Consider the following 20,279-nt stretch of genomic DNA (forward strand, 5'->3'; position numbering starts at 1 on the left):
GGGCGAAAGAACAATTAAAAAGGATAAGCAAATGCGTTTTTTATCGGTAAACACCGATTGTTTTCTGATTGAGCTTGCGAGTCTCGAAGAAACTTTGGCGTTGTACAATAAATTGCAAAACACGTCATTGAGTGGAATTAAAGACTTAGTCCCCGCTGCAAAAACAATTTTGGTTTTTTTTAACGAGATCGAAACCAACTTTCAAACGCTGGTTGCTTTCATTCAGAGCCTCAAAATTGATTCAGGATTTGAGCGTAACGGCCAAGAAGTGATTGTGCCGATTCGTTACGATGGCGAAGACCTTGCTCAGGTGGCAGAGTTGCAAGGGTTGTCTGTAGCAGAGGTGATTCGAAAACATCACCAAAGCATCTGGAATGTGGCTTTTATTGGTTTTGCGCCAGGCTTTGCTTATATGAGCAGTCCCGACCGACCATTTACTGACATTCCACGTTTAACGGTTCCGCGTAAAAAAATACCTTCAGGCTCGTTGGGATTGGCTGGTAGATACTTTGGTATTTATCCAAAAGACAGTCCCGGTGGCTGGCAATTGATTGGAACTACAGACGAAAAAATGTGGGATTTAGCGCGTAAAAATCCTGCGTTGCTGTTACCTGGTATGACGGTACATTTTGAAGATGTCACACATCATCCGATAACTGTGAGTGTACCTCAACAGATCACGCGTACGGTTGAACTGAAACAATCGGTGCCACTGTTTAGTATTACTGCGCCCAGCCTACAGATGTTGATTCAAGATGAAGGGCGTTTTAACCAGACCAAGATTGGCGTTGGAATGGCGGGTGCAATGGACTTATCGGCGATGCATAGTGCCAACCGTATTGTAGGGAATCCAACTGATACGCCTGTGATTGAGGTTTTAAATGGTGGCTTAAAGGCCAAACTGCAGCATGGTGCTGTAATTGCAGTTACAGGCGCCATCTCAAATATCCGTGTGAAATTTGCAGATGGTCAAAACGCAGAGTTTGCAAGTGATCAGCCGATTGACCTAGATGAAGGCGATGAGTTTCATATTCTGCCGCCTACAAAAGGGTTGAGAAATTATCTTGCTGTTCGAGGTGGCATCAAGGTTAAGCCCGTTTTAAATAGTGCTTCATTTGATAGTTTGGCGGTGTTAGGGCCAGAACCGCTAAAACTTGGAGATACCATTTATCAAGGGCAAGTAAAGGCAGCCAATATTAGTGTCAATGAAGTGGGTAAAAACGATTTGCCCAAAGTTGGCGAATTGGTAGAGCTTGATATTGTGATGGGTCCACGAACCGATTGGTTTGAACAAGACAGTATAAACCTGCTATGTCAGCAGGAATGGTTGGTGACCAATGAAAGTAATCGCGTTGGGCTCAGATTGTCAGGTGAGCAGCCTCTAACTCGCAAAATTACCCATGAGTTGGAAAGTGAAGGCACGTGTATTGGGGCTTTACAGATTCCACCGAGTGGTCAACCCGTTTTGTTTATGAATGATCACCCTTTAACGGGTGGATATCCTGTCATTGCCGCTGTTGCAAAACATCATTGGGATTTGGTGGCACAGATTCCAGCAGGTTGCCGTATCAAATTTAAAAAAATTACCGAATTTACAGATTTTGAGAATAAATGATGAAGACTGAAAAATTATTGATTGCCAATCGTGGTGAAATTGCCGTTCGTATTATTCATGCTTGCCGTGACATGGGCATTGCATCGGTGGCGTTATATGCAGATGATGATATGGGCAGCATGCATGTCGAGCTTGCCGATGAGGCTTGGGGTTTGGCTGGTGCGACTGCCAGTGAGACCTACTTAAACATTGCTGCCATTATCGAGATTGCAAAAAAAGCCCAAGCAACCATGGTGCACCCAGGGTATGGTTTTTTATCTGAACGTGCTGAATTTGCCCAAGCCGTGATTGATGCAGGCTTAAAATGGGTCGGGCCATCTCCAAGTGCGATTGAAAAACTGGGTGATAAAATCGAAGCGCGTAAAATTGCGGCTTCAGTGGGGGCGCCGTTGGTTCAGGGGACGCAAGACCCACTCAATAATGCAGATGAAGCCTTGGATTTCGCTAAACAGTTTGGTTTGCCGATTGCGATTAAAGCGGCATTTGGTGGCGGTGGTCGTGGTTTAAAAGTGGCGTGGACACTTGAAGAAGTCAAAGAGCTGTATGAGTCGGCAGTACGTGAGGCCAAAGCTGCCTTTGGGCGTGGTGAATGTTTTGTTGAACAATATCTAGACCAACCACGCCATGTCGAAGCTCAAGTGATTGCTGACCAACATGGCAATATTGTGGTACTCGGAACGCGTGATTGTTCATTACAACGCCGTAACCAGAAGTTGGTCGAGGAAGCACCTGCACCCTTTATTCGCGATGAGATTTATCAACAGATATTAAGTTCGGCAAAAAATATCTGTCAAGCAGCCCATTATGTTGGTGCAGGAACGGTAGAATATTTATTGAGCCGTGATGGAAAGCTTTCATTTTTAGAAGTAAACACCCGTTTGCAAGTTGAGCATCCCGTGACCGAAGAAACCACAAACGTGGATTTAGTGGTAGAACAAATTCGTGTTGCGCAAGGCCATGAGCTTTCGATTAAAGAGACACCTAAAGTACAGGGTCATGCGATTGAATTTCGTATTAATGCCGAAGATCCAGCGCGTGGTTTTATTCCAGCATTTGGTGTGCTGAACTTATTTGAAGCACCATTTGGTCAAGGGGTTCGCGTCGATACAGGGGTTCGCACTGGCTCATTGGTTTCCAGCCACTTTGACTCACTTATGGCAAAACTGATTGTGACGGGCCCAACCCGTGAAGTTGCAATTGCCCGTGCTAAACGTGCGTTAAAGCAGTTTAAGATCGAAGGGGTGGCGTCGGTTCTAGACTTCCACCGCGCAGTACTCAATGAACCTGATTTTAGCGATGAGTTTAAGGTCCATACCCGTTGGATCGAAAATGACTTCAAGCAACAGTTAAAGCCAAGCAAACGCAGTATTCCTCATCATCAACAACCCATGCTGCTCAGCTATATTGAAATTGATGGCAAATTACATCGTTTAGGTTTACCTGCAGGTATGTTTGCACAAAATTCAGCTAGTGCGGTTCAACAGCAGCAGTCGATTGAACCTGAACTGAGCGCTGAGCATTTATTGGCTCCGATCAATGGTGTGGTTAGTTCATGGAAAGTTACACAGGGGCAGCAGGTGACTGAAGGGCAGATTGTTGCGATTATGGAAGCCATGAAAATGGAAGTCCCCGTGCTTGCACATCGAAGTGGAGTCATTCAAATCGTGGCAGAACAGGGAAAAAGTTATCAGGCTGAGGCCATTATTGGCATAATCGAATGATGCTCGATCTCAATCAATATGTTTGGAATTGAAGCGATGAAAAGAGGCAATTGCTTGCCTCTTTTCATTTTTGGTTTATGAATAGTTATCTCAGTTCATAGTCAGCTAAAATACCTTCCTGGTTATAGTGCAGTACAATGTTTTTTGAGCGTTGAATTTTGGATAGCTCCTCCTTTGGAATCAAAAATCCCTCAGCAAGAATAGAATGGCTCACGTTCACCACAGTCATTTTTTCCGTGTTTCGGTATCGTAACCAGTTATAGCTCGCCCATAACAACAATGAGGCACAACAGATCATCACCATCAAGGCGAGCCAAAAGAAATTGTGGATCTGCACGCTCATCTGTTCTGCAAAAATATAGTTTTTGATGAGCTTACCTTGGTATAGCCATAAAAATATCGCCAATAACGGTAAAAATAGCAGTGTCCAGAGTGCCCAACCGATCCCTTGCAGCAAATAATGTGCACCTTTGTTTTTTACATACTGATGTTGGTCAATATATTCAGGAATATCTAGCTGTGAAATATCCTCAATGATATTCAAATGTTGTTTGTTCATTCTGACTCACCTTTAAAACCACGATCTGGGCTAACCCATCTCGCTCTTTTCTTACGTGTAAATAAAGCTTTTGGTACAGCAACCACAGTTGTTGCTGCACCGAGCATCCAAAAAAACAGGGGATACCAAATCACCCAAAAGTAATTTCTAAAGAAACGGTTTCCGTCATATCGTTTGTCAATGAATAAGCTCACAAAAAATTGAATCAGACAGGTAATGGCTAAAATGACGCCGTACCACTGTGGAAAGAGTGATTTAATCTGCCATTCTGCGGATAGTGGAACGACTAGCCCAACGAAAAACAGGATAATGATCAGGAAAATGACATAGGCCCAAACCATACTGATGATGGCTTCTAGTGCAACAGGCCACATTTTGAGTGCTGAAATCTTAAAGAGTTTGGGAAAATAGGTTTTAATAACTTCAACTCCACCTTGAGCCCAGCGCAATCGTTGTTTCCATAAACCTTTAAAGGTTTCAGGCATATAGATGTAGCACAGCGCATTGGGAACATAGTGAATATCCCATTCAGCCAGTTGAAGTTTCCATGAGATATCAATGTCTTCAGTAATCTTATCTTCTGACCATAAGCCGACTTGCATCAGTGCAGTTTTTCTAAAGCCAGCAATCACACCTGAGACTGTAAAAATACGTCCATAAGTCCGTTGGGCACGTTTAATTAAACCAATGATGGATGAAAACTCACCCACTTGTAGTTTTCCTAAAATACTTGAACGATTTAAAATCCGAGGGTTTCCAGTTACTGCACCAACTTGATTAAATGCTGTAAGTTGATGCATCATCCAAATCGCAGCATGGGGATGCAGCAAGGCATCTCCATCAATACAAATCAGATATTCGTATTGGCTGACCATCATGCCTGAACGTAAGGCAAATGCTTTTCCTTGATTTTCTGCCAGGTGCACAACCCGTAAATCGGGATGTTCAAGCGCCAGTTCATCCAATATTTTTGCGGTATCGTCAGAACTGCCATCATTGACGGCGATGACTTCAAATTTTGGATATTGTGTTTGCAGTGCAAACCGTAGGGTTTCTCGAACTTGAGCTTGTTCATTAAAACAAGGAATGATAATGCTGCACCCTTGTTCTGAAATCTCGGGTAATTGGTTTTGCTTATATTCGCGTTTAAAGTAGAACCATAAACCACCTACCATCCATGTCCATGCCATCAGCAAGGGATATATAAAGGCAAATAGGAAAAGAGTTTCCATTAAGGTCATGGCTGTTCTCCATTTACGTGCTGCTGGAGAAATGGATTGCGATAACTGATTGGACTGTCATTTAAGCTGAGAGGGGTAAATAGTTGTTCATGCACCGCTTTTGCATTATCGAAGCGGTAATTGCTTAAAACCAATTTTTGGATTCCATGTCTTTGTAAATTTAAATAGTGTTGCTGCAAGTGTTGTAGCTGCTTTGGCGAAGACTGGTCGTGGTGAACTAAAGTCACCATTAGTCTGGCTTTTTGTGAGGCAGTTAAATGATCTACCTGTTGTATAAATTTTTGATAGCTATTGAGATTATCTAGACTGTTAATTTCAATATTCAATAATGATACGAAGGGTAGATAGGTATTAACCATTTGCTCTAAGCCCTGATCTGTTAAATCAGAGAGTGAGAGCTGTAATATTAATTGGAAGGGATTACTTTGATTGAGATAAGGCGTGACCGCGGCTTTGACCTGTTGTGTTAACTTTAAAATGTGTGTTTCTTTTTCCAGACACGTTGGGCTCACTACGGTGCTATAACGACAAGCGAGTTGTTGATCTGTTTTTAAAATAATGCCATCCAGATTGGGGTTATTCTGGATCAGGTCTCTGCTTAAATCGATTGCTAAATGAGTTTGCTTCAAGTCAGGAAAAATCGGCATCTGTGCATAGACTCGATGAAAAACCCGTGTTCGCGTCTGCCAGTGGGTGCGACTTAAAATATCTTGGGCCAGTTTTAGACGTGTTGTTGGAAAGTAGCTTTGGGCATAGACAGTATTATTCTGATCAGTTAATGCATTAACGATTAAAGTATTGGTTTTTAAGGCACTTAAATTATTTAATAAACTGCCTAACTGCTGATTAAACTGTGTACTGTCTTGTGAGAATTGGCCTAGATCAACTTGCACGGCCCGAATAGGTTCATACGCTTGTCGTTGACCGTATTCCATAAAGCCTGTGAGTTGTTCACGTAAATTTTCAGCTGTTGGATTATTTGAAACAATACCGCGTTGAAAAGTTGCATCATGGGTGTCATTTAATTTTTCCGTCCCTAAACTAAAAGACAGAGGAAAGCCTGCTTGATTCGCAATTTGAGTGACTTGTGGGTTGACCGCACCATAGGGCCAAATGATTGCAAGCGAATCTATTCCTAGTTTTTGCTGCAAGATTTTTTTGGATTTCACCAAATCATCATAAATCCGCTGGCTATATTCAGACTCAGTTTCATAGCGCTGTTGGGTTATATCGTATTGTCGAGTTAAGGCGGCAGGCTTTTCATTTTTTTGTATGTTGGCCAATATGCCTTTGTGCAAATCATGGCTATGGCTGGCAAATTCAACTAAACCTGATTTTTGAATCTCTTGCAGTTGTTTCCAGCTCATCAAGTTATTTTGACCATAGGCTTCATAAGCAGCTTGTGTATTACCTTCTGTCCAACTGGTCACCAAAGCAAAGACCACAGGAATTTGATATTGCTTTACCAGTGGATAGACATGGCTATAGCTACTTAAGGCACCATCATCAAAACTAATTAAAATTGCATTTTTAGGTAGGGGAACACCATGTTCCCGAGAGGCCATAATTTGTTTTAAGGTAATTGGAGTCCATTCAGAACGTTTCAGCCATTCAAAAAATTGCACTAAATTTTGGGTATTAATGGCATACACATCTCGGTCGCCATTTTTTAAAACATCATCACGCACATCGTGAAAGGTCAAACTAACAAAATGATGGGCATCAAATTTTGCTTCGTCTGCGGCATAACTCTGAACTGGGATAAGAAATGCACATGCAGAGAGTATTCTAAACATATTGAAGAATGTCATTAGAATCGCCCTCCAAAACCTAATAGGGCATAGGTTTGATTCTCATTGATGCCATCATAGGGATGTCGTTTCCAACCAATGCCATAATGCAGTGCCCAGATCCGCGACAATTGCCACTCATGTCGATATTGGGCATCAAAAATCGGCTTGGAGCCGTAATCTTGTTGCTGAAACATACCTGCATTGATCGAAAAATTTTGATTGAAGTGACGTTCGTAATTTCGCCAAGTCAACCAGTCATGGCTCAAGTTGATCGCGAGACTATAACTTTGTTTAGGACTAAAATAGGCCACGTTATCTAAACGATTTTTGCCTAAAAATGCAGAAAAGCCTGCTTGTGTAGTGTGGTGGGCCGTTTGAAAAATACGTTGATTATAGTTTGCAAAAAAATCATGGCGTTTATTTCCATCGCTAATATCAGTGTAGCTATATCCTGCATTGGCTTGTCGGGATTCATTTTGCTGCCATTGAATCGAAGCGCCATAAGCTTTGCCATTTTCACCTTGATTGATGGCTTGTAATGGAATATTGGCTTGGGTATTGAGGGATAAGGCATACTGCCAATTGTCATTGAGTTGATGTGACCAATCTGCTCTTAAGCCTTGACGTTGACCTTCGGTATTTTGAGAGGCAACAAGCGCCAAGTTTTTACCTTTGTCTTGCCATTGCAGACCTAAACCAAAGCGTTGTTCTTGTAAATCGCCGTCGGCATATTTTCCCCAAAGATATTGATGTTCAACCAAGATACGATAATTGTCTGCTAACCACGGTGAATATAGCGTGGTGTTGGATTCACGATCACGTGTCCCTTTGAGTGATTGTAGTAATTGGTTTTGCTCAGAGCGGCTATGTGAAAAGCGACTTTCATGGCTCATGCTGGCGTGATTACGATCATTTAATTCTTTACGACTTTTTATGACACTGCTATCGCTGGGGTAGTCTTCACTCAGTGCTTGAGTTTGCTGCTGCCAAGCTTGGATATCGCCAAGTGCTTGGGTATTTTGCATAGCATTGATGCGTGTATATTTTGAGTGAGGTTCTAAACCATTTAAACGATCAATGGTAAGTTGAGCTTGGCGAGGGTTACCACGCCAACGCTGGATTTTGGCTAAGTCATTTAAATATTGGGCATTATTCGGAGTTTTGCTGACAGTATCATTGAGATATTGTTCAGATAAATCCAAGCGATTCCGATAAGCCATATTTAATGCAACTAACGACAGATACTCATTTCGATCTGGATGTACATTTTTATCGACGCCTTTGGCTTCGCTGTATTCATACGTGGGAATTAGTTCGTCAATGAGGTGAATTAAGGTATTTGCATCTTTATATTTTTCTTGTTCGATTAATGCATAATAAAGTGATGTATATAGGCTGATATCGGGATAGTTTTTCTCAGTAAGCAAGCTGCGATAGATCATCTCAGCTTCGGCTGGTTGTTTATTTGCAAGGTAGGTATCTGCAATCGCATGGCGTGTATAGGCAGGCATTTGTTCAACTGGCGGTAAGGTGACTTGATTTAATAGGCTCAAAAGCTGTTGTGTTTTGCCTCGATAACTTAAGGCGTAGAGATAGTCATAATAGAAGCGATTAAACATGGCTTGATCAGCTGGAATCTGTTGCGCGATTTGTTCTGCCTGCTCTAAGACTTGATCGAGTTGAGCAAAGCTTTTACGGTCACTTTCCGCACGGGAGGATAAATATTTCTGTTGTTTAATCGCCTCATTCACATTCTGTGAAAAGCCTCCGATTTTATTCTGCCAAATAAAGTTCTGGTTTTTATCAGATAGGTGGTGCTTTGCAGAAAAAGCAGCTGCCATGTCATAGCTACCCAGTGCCATCAAAATATTCAAATACTCATGTTGAATGGCTTCATTGTTTGGTTGTTGGGCATAAGCCAACTGAATGGTGTGTAAGGCATAAGTCTGTTGTTCTAATAGTCGATAAACATAAGCCGCTAAAGCCAACTGTTCAACACTCATTTGCGTTGTCTCAAGATTCTTCAAGTGCTTTGCTGCTTCAGTCGGTTGTTTATTTTCAGCAAACAATGCTGCTTTAAGAATTGTGACCTGCACTTGGTTATGCGATTGATAAGGTTCAAATTTATCTAATAGTGCTAATGCTGAAGCAAACTGTTTCTGATCTCGTAAAAGTTTAACTGTTGCGAGTTGAGCATATTCAGGGAAGAGCTTAGGCTGAATTCGTTGGGTTAAATCAGCTAGGGTGGTTTGTGGCAGACCTTGAATGTGTGAGGCTGATAATAAATAGTCAGCTAAGATGTTCTGTTGATCTGGGTACTGCTGTAATAAAGATTCAAGTGCTGTTAATCCTTGAGTTGTTTGCCCATTTTTAATTTGCGCAATTGCTTTTTCTCTTAAGAAATCAGATGGATGTGCATGTGAAAGATTAGACATAAAAAAAAACAACAAGCTGGCTGGAAAGAGTGAGTGAAGATTTTGCATAAAGTGTTTGAAGTGTGTGTTAATTATCTTTTTTATTTTAATATGTGATTTAAATCACATATTGTTTTGCTTGTGTACAGCTATGTTGATTGGTTTTTATTTGGATAAATATATATTAATCAGTATTTTATTTATGCTCTTATTTTTAAATCCAGATTTTCACTGGGTTTTTATGTTTTTTCAGTTCATACCTTTGTGTATTTTATGTTTTGTATTTTGGTTGTGTTAATTGAAGAAGAAATATGAATAACTGAGTGAAAAAACGACTGTAATAATCATATTGAAGAAATATCGTTAAGTTTTGATAAATATATTTTTAAGTAAAATCATGCGATTGTGTGGCTTATTTGGCTTGTACATGTCTGTTTTAGATTAAGCCTTGAGTAGACGAAAACCATAAATATAAATTAATTTTATCTTTGCGCTCTAATTACAAAAAATAAACCTATTCTGTTCTGAATTTAACTTCTTTTAATAGTTTAAATAACTGTATTTTATATTTATTTAAATTTTTTTTATAAATTTTATTTTCAAAAAATTGGCTGATTTGAAGCGTATAGCTAAAGATTTTTTTAATTGTCTTTTGTATAAATATTTGAATTTCTTGCAAATATTATTTTTTTTGGAAAATTGGATAAACAGTGATTTTGAAAAAATGCTAATTTTGGTGTATTAAATGCTAATTATTTAGTACACAAAGCAGTTATTTTATTTTTATATTATATAGCCAAGGTGTAGATGTGGTATATAAAAAAATTACAGTATCCGATTATCGGAAGATAAATAAAGCAAGTGAAATTAAAGTAAATAAAAAACATCTGAATCATAATGTATTTTTTTTACTGATCATGTGCTTGTGGAATTCAAATATTGGTTATATTTTTTTGTTTTTATATTTTTTAAATTATATTTTTGAAAAAATGAGTGATTATTACTTTTTGGTTGGATTTTCTCTACTGTTTAGCTTTGGTTTGATTGTTTCTATCTTTCTCTTAATTTTTGTCGTTGAGCTTTTTTTCCCATCAAAATGATTTTAAATTTATTGTGTAAGAAAATAAATAGAAACTCAATGAATTTAACGATGCTTTAAATTTTTGCACCAAATTGAGGCGGTTTATTGTCATTTTAGTGCTTTAAAAAGTAATTAAAATTTTTTGAAAATAGTCAATATTCATCAATGTGAAATAATGTAGATGATAAAAAGAAAATTTAAAAAATTATAACTTTATATAATTCAGATTGAAAATCTGATTATCGAATAAGCCTTACTTTTAACTCATACTTTCGGGATGATACTTTTGCAATCTTGAAACTTTCCCTGAAATGATAAGTTTTTTTATAGAAATGATAATTTTTTTATTGAATTTTAAAGTAGATTCTGAGCATTATCTGTGACTAATATCACAAAAAAATGGATTTTTTGCCGCATTAGTATGAAAAATGGAAAACTGGATTATCGTTAATTTTTAAGAATGGTTAAATAATATACTTGTGTAACTGGTTTTTTGATTCCTTCTCTGAGGTGGGCTTTTAGATATGATATGAGTGGGTAGCAATGGTTTTGAGTCATCCTAATCAGGTTAAATTAATATCAAGTTCGATGCTTAATTTATTGATTAATTTTTGTGTAAAAAATAATCTTAAAAATGCAAAATATTTGAGTGATTATAAAACAAGTGAACTGATTCCAATCGGGGAATGGATTGAACTATTGGAGGAAATTAGTCAAAAACAGTCTAAGCCAACACTTGGGCTGGAAATATCGAAATATACTCAGCCTAAACATCTCGGTATTTTAGGATATATTGCCTCATCATGTGAAAATATATTAGATGTATTAAATGTATTTATAAAATATCAAAGGCTGTTTTGTGAGGCAAAGCCCGCAAACATGTCTATTTCTGATCAATTTATTGTCATTCGGTGGGGGTTTGATCCTTATCTTAAAAATAATCATTTAGTAGATGAATTATTAATGGGGGTTTTTTATACTCTTTTAGATCAGTTAGTACATCCGCATAGAATAGAGGTAAGAAAAGTAAGTTTTAGTACAGAGAAAACAAAATTTTTTTATAATTACGAAAATTTTTTTGGCTGTCCCGTCGAATTTGAAAGTGAAGATGTTGAAATATATATTTCAATGACCAGTCTTGATTTAGAAGTTCTTAATGCAGATCCTGTGTTAAATGATATTTTAATCAAGCAGGCAAATGTATTGTTGTCAAAACGTCCTAAGCTTGATCTTTTTGATGAGTTAATACAGAAAACAATAATTCAAGCTGTAAGTAAGGGGAATATCAGTGTAGAGGATGTTGCAAATAAGTTGGGCTTGCCAGCTCGGATATTTCAACTGAAATTAAAGCAGCAAGGATATACCTTTAAAGAAAGATTGAATCAAGTCCGTAGAGATTTAGCATTTGATTATCTTGCCGATCTCAATTTGAGCATTCTGGACATTTCAATGTTATTGGCGTACCAAGAACAAACTTCGTTTATCCGAGCATTTAAGTCATGGACTGGGATGAGTCCCTTACAATACAGGAAGAAAAAAATCTTAAATCATCGTTCTTGATTCTGAGGTGTTCCTACTTCAGTATGCGTGTCTGGGTGGTACGATCTTAAGCCGTTTAGCCAATAGTTGTCCCAATACACAGCTTATTGACTATATATCAAGATCATCATAAATGGGGCATGGATCAAATTCTGAGAATATTCAACTTACACTGCAATGATTTAAACAGAAACAATTGCAGTACAATACAAATTCGAGTGTCTTTGGATTTTTTGGATGTCTTAAAAATCTTATCCACCCATTTACATTTGCACAAATGTAAATGATAATCAATATTATTTGTGGTGTTTTACTGAATTGAATGAGATATTTTGCCTCAATCCTCCTTGACAGTAGTTGATTTATTGTCATTAACCATAGACGGTGTCTTGCTACTGTTGAACTCCAGCCAATTAGGTTTGTAGTCACAATGATTTGGCGTATGCTGCAACGCTTTATTGAATCTTGATTTTTATTATTTTTTATACGGTTAAAGCGTCGATTATTTTAGCACCTGATTTAGGTTGCCGATGCTTTTGATCTTCTGGTGAAGTTTATGCCCCAATCTCTCCCTCAAACAAAGGTGATTAAGCCTCTTGTAATGGCTATTGCTTTATCTATGTATACCTTGACTATGCCTGTCTATGCAGATAATACCAAGGTTGTTTTGGCCGATAGCGTCACAAAAGTACCGCTTGTACAAGAAACATTATCTAAGACCAATGCGCAAAATCAAATTTATCAAATGACACCAATTGTGGTGCAGGCGGATAAGGACGATACCATTCAATTTGGTCAGAGTGTCTTAAATCAAAAAGCGATTGATCGTTATCAAGCCAACAATGTAGCACAATTGTTGGACCACATGCCGAGTGTGGGTTCTGCTGGCTCACCTCGGCCAGGTGGACAAACCATTAATATCTTAGGGATGGGAGGTGTTGAGGATGTTCCCATTACCTTAGATGATTCGGTCAAAAGTTTTGATAAATATCGTCAAGGTTCAGTCTTTATTGAACCTGAACTGTTAAAGAAGATTACAGTCGATAAAGGTCCACATAATGTTGAGGTAGGAAATGGTGGCTTTGGAGGAAAGGTCACTTTAGAAACTAAAGATGCGACTGATTTATTGACCAACGATAAAAATATCGGTGCTTTCTTTAAATATTCACGATTTTCCAATAATTCTCAAAATACCTATACCGGTGCTGTGTATGGAAAGAGTGAAAATGGTGTCGTTGATGGGATGTTTTACTATACCAATCGAGATAGTGGCGATGTTCAACGCCCTGACGGCAGCAAGTTTTTGTATTCTGCACAGCAGCAGGATACTTATTTGGCCAAACTCAATTTTCATCCGACAGACAGCCAAAAAATTAGTTTGAATGCAATGCAAAGTGGGCATAAGGGCTGGGAACCTTTTGCGGCAATGCGAGATCAAGATGCAGTTCCAACAGAAGCAGATATTAAAAAATATGGATATGAGGAAGCATGGAAACGGCGTTTGGTCTATCGTGATCAAAACGATAGCAGCTATTCGGTTGGATATGAATTAAACCCTGAATCAAACCCGTATGTAAATTTGAAGGCAACAGTATCTTATTCAAAGACCGATCAGCATGATCAAAGATTACCAAGTGTGACTGGATCGGCGGCAACATTGGGCAATGAAAGTTGGGTGACCTATACCAATACCGCATTTAAACTCAGTAATATTAGTGATATTGCGACTACCTATGGCGCACATAAATTAAAGGTTGGGGCGCAATATCAAAAGATGGAGCAGAACTCACTCATTTACGATAAGAACAACGCTAAAAAACCAGACTATAACTTTGGTTATTATGAACCAAATTATATGCCTTCAGGCAAACAGCAAATGTTGAGTGCATTTGTAGAAGATCAATACCAGATCAATAGTTTCACGATTACACCATCGCTTCGCTATGATCATATTACCAATACTGGCAATCCAAACCGAGCATCACGTTATAATGATCCAAGTGCAGGGCATGATTATTCAAGCAAAACCTACACGGGTTGGTCGCCACGTTTAGCTTTGGCTTGGAAGCAGGCCGATTATCTCACTTGGTTTGCCAATATCAGTAAAACATGGCGTGCCCCCCGTGTTGACGAGCAATATTATGTGCAATCGGCAATAACCTCTGTACCATCAACCAGTCGTTATTTATTGCCTGAAAAAATGTTGGCGATCCGCCTTGGTAATGAAATGAACTTTGATGATGTTTTTGCAGAGCAAGACCACTTACAAGTTCGTTTGACTTATCATCATAATCGGGGGGGGGATGAAATTTTCCGAAACAGATCAACCTTCTGTAAGGCACAAGCGGAAAACAATGCCAATGGCGGAAATGGCAGTATTAATGATTGTAATGGAAACTATAAGCATGGCTTTTATCGTAATGTCACTGACTATACCATCAAAGCCTATGAGGCCGAGATTTTCTACAATCAGCCAACTTGGTTCACAGGTTTAACCTATTCTTATATTCGTGGTCAACGTGACAATTCACCTGTAAATCCCTGGTTTGAACAAAAAACATGGATGACAGATATCCCTCCGAAAAAGGCAACAGCGACCTTAGGTGTGAATGTACCTGAACATCATTTAACCATGGGCTGGCGAGGAATCTTTGTAGCTAAACAGGATCGTAGCTTGTCTGATAACGATAAATCGATTGCAGCATCCTCTTTTTCTTTACCCAAAACCAAGGGGTATTCGCTACATGGTGTTTATGCGGATTGGCAACCTATTGGTGAAAAAGGTCCAACTTTAAATTTTTCAATCGATAATCTATTTAATCGAGACTATAAAATGTATTTAGGTGAATATATGACTGGTACCGGTCGCGATTATAAGCTCAGTATTTCACAGCGATTCTAGTGGTGCTGAAGTGTCGTATTTATAGCTTTTATCCAGAGCAAGTACAGATGTGAGGGGTATCTAAGCATCTGTACTTATACTGAAGAATATAAGCCTGTCCTAATATGAATAAATATTTAAATTTTCACGAAATGATAATTTTTTAATGCTTTGCTGTTAATTTTTTACTGGCTGCTTTTTATACAATAAGGGGAGCTTTTTGCAGAGCATTGATAATGAAAAAGTGGATTTGCTTGACCTGTGGAAAGTACAAAAAGATTGTTCCAGAGCATTTGAAAACAGGGCAAATTGTTTGCTTTTATCAGTTTAAAATTGATGCAGAAGAAATTCAGAAAATAATCAAACATGGTATTATCTTAAAACGGAAAAACAAAATTCTAACCATATTGGATGATGGAGAAATTTTCTATTTACTTGATCGGGATGTATATCCTATCGATGCACCTGTTTACTTTATTTATAATATGTTCGGCAAGTGTCGGTGTCTATATGAACAGTGATAATATTTTGATATTAAAGAAGTTATTTTATTGCTGGATGGTTGTATTTTAAAATTAACCATTTAGTTGCTCAATGCAGGATTTAGTTTATGCCGTAGCCGTGGAATTGAAAAATCTAAAAAGAGCTTGGTTGCTAATAAAATATTTTCCCGTGTTGGAATAAGTGCATTCACTAAAGACGCTTGAGGTGACCATGCAGAATCAGCTTTAAAGACATTTACAAATTGGCCAGACTCTAGTTCATTGGCACATAAATACCAGGGCAGAACCGCAACCCCCATGCCTTGTTGCACAGCCGATTTGAGTACCGACATATTGCCACAACTGATATAAGGCTCGAGTAGTACTGTATTTAAGTCATTATTTTGACTGGTGAATATTTGGGAGATCAGGTTCATTTGCACACTTAAAGCAATGAAATTTAACTGTTTGAGTTGTTCTGGCGACTCAATTTTTTCTTTATCCCTCATATAATTCTGACTAGCAACCAGTACCATCGGTAAATCGCAGACTGGACGAATAATTAAGCTCGAATCATTGAGAAGTTTGGAGGAAATTCGAAAAACTAGATCGACTTGTGCGCTGATTAAATCAATATTGTGATCTGATGTGTTAATGATCAGGCGGATCTTAGGATATTGACGTAAAAACGAATCAAGAATAGGCAGCAATGCTTCTTGAGCAAAAGTAGAAGAGCAACCCACTCTCAATGTCCCTTTAGGATCACCTGCAAGATCGGTTGCAACGGCAAAAGCATTTTGTGCGGCTTGCTTTAATGCTTTTGCATGAATATAGACTTCTTCTCCAGCAGGGGTAAGAACAACATTTCGTGTATTGCGATGTAATAAGCGGACGCCAATTCTATTTTCCAGTTCTGAAATATGTCGACTGAGTTTAGAGCGCTGTAGACCCAAATTACGTGCCGCAGCTGAAAACCCTGCGTGTTCGACTACCTCTGCAAATAATAACAGATCATCAAGTTTTTGCATGGCAGCCCAACCCATTATTGTTGCTAATTTTAGGACAGTATATTGCGGATTTTGTGGGTTTTGTCCGGGGGCTGAACTTGTTAGATTGGTCTCCGTGAAATCTATGCAGGGGTTGTCGATGGGTACGTTTAAAAATCAAAGAATTAGGGCATTTCTGAGCAATAAATTTTTTGTAGCATTATTGCTGTCATTGCCTCTGAGTTCTGCTTTCGCAAAAGATAATGGAATTTCTGTAGATCATTCGCTGTACCAGAACCGTCCTGTGCTAAGTGATTTTACAGCAGCCCCGTGTCCAGATAATCCAAGAAGTTTAGTCCAAGTCAAAGGTAATCTATATCGACATACCACGGGCGCAGGCTTAGCCGTACATAGCGGTTTGGTTTTGATCACTAAAGAAGGTGCTTTGGTCATTGATCCAGCGATGACCTGTACATCAACATGGCTAAAAGATGAAATCAAGAAACGTTTTGATGTGCCTGTAAAATATGTGGTCTATACCCATGCCCATGCAGACCATATTAGTGGTGGGCAAGTCTTTAAAGCAGATGGGGCAACCATTATCGCCAATCAACGTAGTCTTGAACCGATTGTTGGGGAAAAATTAGCCACTGCATTGCCTGATCGAGTGTTTGATCAAGACATGAAGATTAGTCTAGGGGGCGAGGACGTGTTATTACATTACGTTGCACCTAGCCATTCAGACAGTATGGTCATGGTACTTTTTCCTAAATACAAAGCTTTGCAATGTACTGATGTGTGTGAAAGTAAGAGCATGCCATACAATGATTTTTTAGATTTCTATTACACAGGTTGGATTGATACCTTGGATTGGGTAATCAAGCAAGATGTCGATTTTATTGATGTTGGACACTATAGCCCTGCCACACGTGAAGATCAGATCGCATTGCGCCATTACATTGTCGATTTACATCAACAAGTTTTGGACTTGGTTCGCGCAGGACAGTCGTGGGATCAGCTTTATCGTAATGTCAAATTCGGCCCAGATGTTCAGGACTGGATTGGTTTCAGTACGATGAAAATACCGAATATTCAAGGCATGTATCGTTGGGTAACCAATCATCGTCGAGGGAATTGGTAGTCCATATTCTCGGATAAAAAGGAGGGGGAGCTTTCTGCTGAGTTTATATCGAGTCTGATAATTTCGTATGAAACGTAAATGTATACGGAGCATCATAGTGAAATGCAAAGCCAGTGATGAAAGCGTTTCTAAGTGATTTAGAACGGGTCTAATGAATAGGTAGAAGAGTATTACGGTGTTAGAAATTAAAGATTTAGAAACGTTTATATATGCTGTTGAAAACTCTTCTTTAACTGTAACTTCAGAAAAGTTAGGTATTGATCAATCTACTGTAACTAAACGTATTAATAATATTGAGAAAAAACTAAAAGGAAAGCTGTTTAATCGAAAAAGCAGACCTTTACAACTCACGCATTTGGGAGAGCAAGTCTACTTTAAAGGTCGTTATATCCTCGAGCAAATGGAACAATTAGAGTATTTTCATCAGCAAGAGGTCCTTCCAAAACAAGAAAAAATCAATATCGGGGTTCCAATTACCTTGGTGGATGATCTCTCAGAGTATATTTATGAAAAGTATAAGCACGACCATTATTTAACCAGTATTGAAATACAAAGCGGTTGGGGGCGAAGTCTGATTCAGCAAGTTGCGGAGAGTGAGTTGCCGCTTGCAATTGTAATGATTCCTTCCAATCTTAATCTTTCTAGCCATTTATTTTTCTTGAATATTGGGACTTTACCTTTAGTTGTGGTTTCAGTCAGAAGTGGCGTTAAAGAACATACCAGTTTGGAGCGATGCAGTAGGAAAGGTTGGGTGATCCACCCTGAAGGATGCTGCTTTAGAGAGTGCTTAAATAAAGAACTAAAAGAACGAAAGTTGTTCCTATATGCAAATAAAGAAATTTTTGGGATAGAACCGCAGTTACACAGTATTTTAAATGGAGATGGTTTAGGGATTTTTCCAAAGCCTTTTATTGATCAGCACCCTGCATTTAACTCGGATCTCGAAATTGTGGCGGTCGAAGATTTTAATGTCAGTTTAAACGTAGGGATTGTTTATGCTGATCAACGCTATTTAAATGAGGTGAATTATTTTGCACGAATTTTAAGTGAGCGCTATTTTAGTGAATAAAATCGATATCAATTAAATCTGTTATTTCAGGGAGAATAGTGTCAATTTTGCATAGTTCTACGGAAAATTAAAATCTCTAAGTTTATGCTAACGTGCTAATATAATGCATTAAAATTAAAAAATTACTCGGGCATAAGCATGAGAAGAATACTATGTTTGATGTCAATTCTGATGGCATCAACGCTCATTTGGGCCACTGATATGCCCGTAGACGTGAATGGAGAGCAAGGTGCTTCAAAAAATCCCTTGCCAGAAAAAAGTAAGTCTTCACTGATTAAGCAGTCGACTAAAAAAGCAGATATTGATGAGGAGGTTGATACACAAGCCTTAAAACTTGGTGGGATTCATCGTCGAGATGATGCCAGACAATACTTAGAGTTAAAAAATCAAGTTGAACAAACTGATGAACAGTTAGAGGATAAAATGAAATTAAAAAAAGAAAAGATTGAGTGATACAAATAATTAGCAACAAGAGTTTTGTACAAATAAATCAATCCTTAAACTTAAAATAGCAAAAGGATTCATTTTTTAGAATTTGTTTTATAGATGAAGTTTTTCTCTCCACTTTTTTACGAGATTATCAGTATTTCTTTGATTTGGATGAAAGTCTTTGTGATAGAACTCAAGATAGTGTTTTCCAATCTTATTTAAGACACCGCTTTTTTTGCCTAATAACCACTGCCAACCATCATAAACAGAACGCCAATCTGTTTTATCGTTGAGTTGATGTTTCAATTGGAAATAATGAATACTGTAAAATCCGATAAAGGTAAAAGTATTCACGAACATTTCAGACAAGCGAATCCATTCATTATCAACTTGTTCTTTATAAACATCAAAAGCTACTGATTTATGTTCAACTTCTTCCAAGGCATGCCATAACCAGAGTTGTTTAACTTGAGGATGTGCGCCTTTAAGAATCTCAGGATACATAAGAATCATTTCGCCAAACATTGCCGTGAAATGTTCTAGGGCAACAGTTTTCGCAAGTTGCCTTTCAGGAGACATATTTTTAGAGAACCAATCTAAAAAACGTTTTACTAAGTTTTCAATTGCTAAGGTGGGCATTCCTGCCTGTGTCATAAGCGCATTGAAGGCATCATGTTCATATCCATGATGTGCTTCTTGGCCAATAAAACCACGGACATCAGCTTGCAGTTCTGCATCTTTGATCATGGGCTGGAAGTGTCGGAAACTACGAATAAAAAAGCGCTCACCTTCTGGTAATGTCGCAGAAAAGGCAGTCATTAAAATACTTTTAAACTGGTCATCTGAAAACCAGTAACGAGGAATGTTGTCTGCAAATTGAAAGTTCATCCGTCTCGGAATTACCTTACTTGATTTAAGTGCACCCATTTTCATTCTCCACCTATATTTTTATGTTGCAGAGGTAGCCTGAGCTAGAATCTGTTTAATTTTTTGTTGAAGCTGCTCCATTGTTTTGAGTGATTGGAAATCTGAGGCACTAATCACTAGTTCTAAAGATTCATTTGGGGTTTTAAGAAATACAGCAGGTAAATCAGCGTTTAAATTTCCATAGGCTTTAATGAATGTATCTCTATGGAAATATTCAGCTTGGATGTTTAGGTCGTTAATGAAGTTTTTCCAGTCCTTACTTTGACGTGCACCATCATAAACAATTGCACAGAGCTGACATTCATAGGTTTCAGGAGAAATCGTCTTATGCATCAAATGCATAAGGCTGTTAACCAAACCACTATCACCATTATAAACAAAGACTAAAGTTTGCATTTTTG

At 38.3% G+C, this 20,279-nt stretch carries 15 protein-coding genes; 8 read left to right on the forward strand and 7 right to left on the reverse strand.

Features of this window, described 5'->3' with window-relative positions; translation table 11 throughout:
* Positions 1 to 31: 31 nt before the first annotated feature.
* Both V6E90_RS17445 and V6E90_RS17450 read left to right on the forward strand, forming a co-directional pair.
* Positions 32 to 1,615, forward strand: a complete 1,584-nt coding sequence (locus V6E90_RS17445) for a 5-oxoprolinase/urea amidolyase family protein (protein WP_332606032.1) — start codon at positions 32 to 34, stop codon at positions 1,613 to 1,615.
* Positions 1,615 to 3,336 (forward strand): acetyl/propionyl/methylcrotonyl-CoA carboxylase subunit alpha, encoded by a 1,722-nt coding sequence (locus V6E90_RS17450; protein WP_332606111.1) that lies wholly within the window; start codon positions 1,615 to 1,617, stop codon positions 3,334 to 3,336. Before V6E90_RS17445 ends, V6E90_RS17450 begins: the two co-directional genes overlap by 1 nt.
* Before the next feature lie 85 nt (positions 3,337 to 3,421).
* On the opposite strand, the gene pgaD is transcribed toward V6E90_RS17450, so the two are convergent.
* The 4 genes from pgaD to pgaA are packed head-to-tail and all read right to left on the reverse strand — an operon-like array spanning position 3,422 to position 9,412.
* On the reverse strand, positions 3,422 to 3,895 hold the full coding sequence (gene pgaD / locus V6E90_RS17455; protein WP_016540571.1) for a poly-beta-1,6-N-acetyl-D-glucosamine biosynthesis protein PgaD: 474 nt from the start codon (positions 3,893 to 3,895) through the stop codon (positions 3,422 to 3,424).
* A complete protein-coding gene (pgaC, locus tag V6E90_RS17460) occupies positions 3,892 to 5,136 on the reverse strand; it encodes a poly-beta-1,6-N-acetyl-D-glucosamine synthase (protein WP_065342991.1) in 1,245 nt (414 codons plus the stop codon). Before pgaC ends, pgaD begins: the two co-directional genes overlap by 4 nt.
* Positions 5,133 to 6,947 (reverse strand): poly-beta-1,6-N-acetyl-D-glucosamine N-deacetylase PgaB, encoded by a 1,815-nt coding sequence (gene pgaB, locus V6E90_RS17465; protein WP_332606033.1) that lies wholly within the window; start codon positions 6,945 to 6,947, stop codon positions 5,133 to 5,135. The genes pgaC and pgaB overlap by 4 nt, the downstream gene beginning before the upstream one ends.
* Positions 6,947 to 9,412, reverse strand: coding sequence for a poly-beta-1,6 N-acetyl-D-glucosamine export porin PgaA (pgaA, locus tag V6E90_RS17470; RefSeq protein ID WP_332606034.1), 2,466 nt, complete (start codon positions 9,410 to 9,412; stop codon positions 6,947 to 6,949). The genes pgaB and pgaA overlap by 1 nt, the downstream gene beginning before the upstream one ends.
* 1,555 nt (positions 9,413 to 10,967) lie before the next feature.
* Here pgaA and V6E90_RS17475 point away from each other — a divergent pair.
* From V6E90_RS17475 to V6E90_RS17485, 3 genes are all read left to right on the forward strand, one after another.
* Positions 10,968 to 11,984 carry an AraC family transcriptional regulator gene (locus V6E90_RS17475; RefSeq protein WP_016540576.1) on the forward strand — a complete coding sequence of 339 codons (1,017 nt, stop codon included), beginning with the start codon at positions 10,968 to 10,970 and terminating at the stop codon, positions 11,982 to 11,984.
* A 535-nt stretch (positions 11,985 to 12,519) separates the two neighbouring features.
* A complete protein-coding gene (locus tag V6E90_RS17480; protein WP_332606035.1) occupies positions 12,520 to 14,865 on the forward strand; it encodes a TonB-dependent hemoglobin/transferrin/lactoferrin family receptor in 2,346 nt (781 codons plus the stop codon).
* 215 nt (positions 14,866 to 15,080) lie between these two features.
* Positions 15,081 to 15,365 carry a hypothetical protein gene (locus V6E90_RS17485; protein ID WP_016660374.1) on the forward strand — a complete coding sequence of 95 codons (285 nt, stop codon included), beginning with the start codon at positions 15,081 to 15,083 and terminating at the stop codon, positions 15,363 to 15,365.
* Positions 15,366 to 15,427: 62 nt separating this feature from the next.
* Here the strand turns inward: V6E90_RS17485 and V6E90_RS17490 are convergent, their stop codons facing one another.
* Complete coding sequence (locus V6E90_RS17490) at positions 15,428 to 16,354, reverse strand: LysR family transcriptional regulator (RefSeq protein ID WP_032860530.1); 927 nt, start codon at positions 16,352 to 16,354, stop codon at positions 15,428 to 15,430.
* Between the two features lie 118 nt (positions 16,355 to 16,472).
* Between V6E90_RS17490 and V6E90_RS17495 the strand changes: the two genes are divergently transcribed.
* The 3 genes from V6E90_RS17495 (at position 16,473) to V6E90_RS17505 (ending at position 18,975) form a co-directional block, all read left to right on the forward strand.
* Complete coding sequence (locus V6E90_RS17495; protein WP_332606036.1) at positions 16,473 to 17,453, forward strand: MBL fold metallo-hydrolase; 981 nt, start codon at positions 16,473 to 16,475, stop codon at positions 17,451 to 17,453.
* A 175-nt stretch (positions 17,454 to 17,628) separates the two neighbouring features.
* Positions 17,629 to 18,522: a LysR family transcriptional regulator gene (locus V6E90_RS17500; RefSeq protein WP_332606037.1), complete on the forward strand. Its 894-nt coding sequence runs from the start codon at positions 17,629 to 17,631 to the stop codon at positions 18,520 to 18,522.
* 138 nt (positions 18,523 to 18,660) lie between these two features.
* Entirely contained in the window at positions 18,661 to 18,975 is a 315-nt protein-coding gene (locus V6E90_RS17505) for a hypothetical protein (RefSeq protein ID WP_332606038.1), read from the forward strand.
* An 87-nt stretch (positions 18,976 to 19,062) separates the two neighbouring features.
* Here V6E90_RS17505 and V6E90_RS17510 read toward each other — a convergent pair whose 3' ends face one another.
* Together V6E90_RS17510 and V6E90_RS17515 are read right to left on the reverse strand one after the other, a co-directional pair.
* A complete protein-coding gene (locus V6E90_RS17510; RefSeq protein WP_332606039.1) occupies positions 19,063 to 19,878 on the reverse strand; it encodes a metal-dependent hydrolase in 816 nt (271 codons plus the stop codon).
* 21 nt (positions 19,879 to 19,899) lie between these two features.
* Positions 19,900 to 20,274 carry a hypothetical protein gene (locus tag V6E90_RS17515; protein WP_332606040.1) on the reverse strand — a complete coding sequence of 125 codons (375 nt, stop codon included), beginning with the start codon at positions 20,272 to 20,274 and terminating at the stop codon, positions 19,900 to 19,902.
* Between the last annotated feature and the right edge of the window lie 5 nt (positions 20,275 to 20,279).

The sequence above is a fragment of the Acinetobacter sp. ESBL14 genome (genome assembly GCF_036668815.1).
Lineage (GTDB): Bacteria > Pseudomonadota > Gammaproteobacteria > Pseudomonadales > Moraxellaceae > Acinetobacter > Acinetobacter gyllenbergii.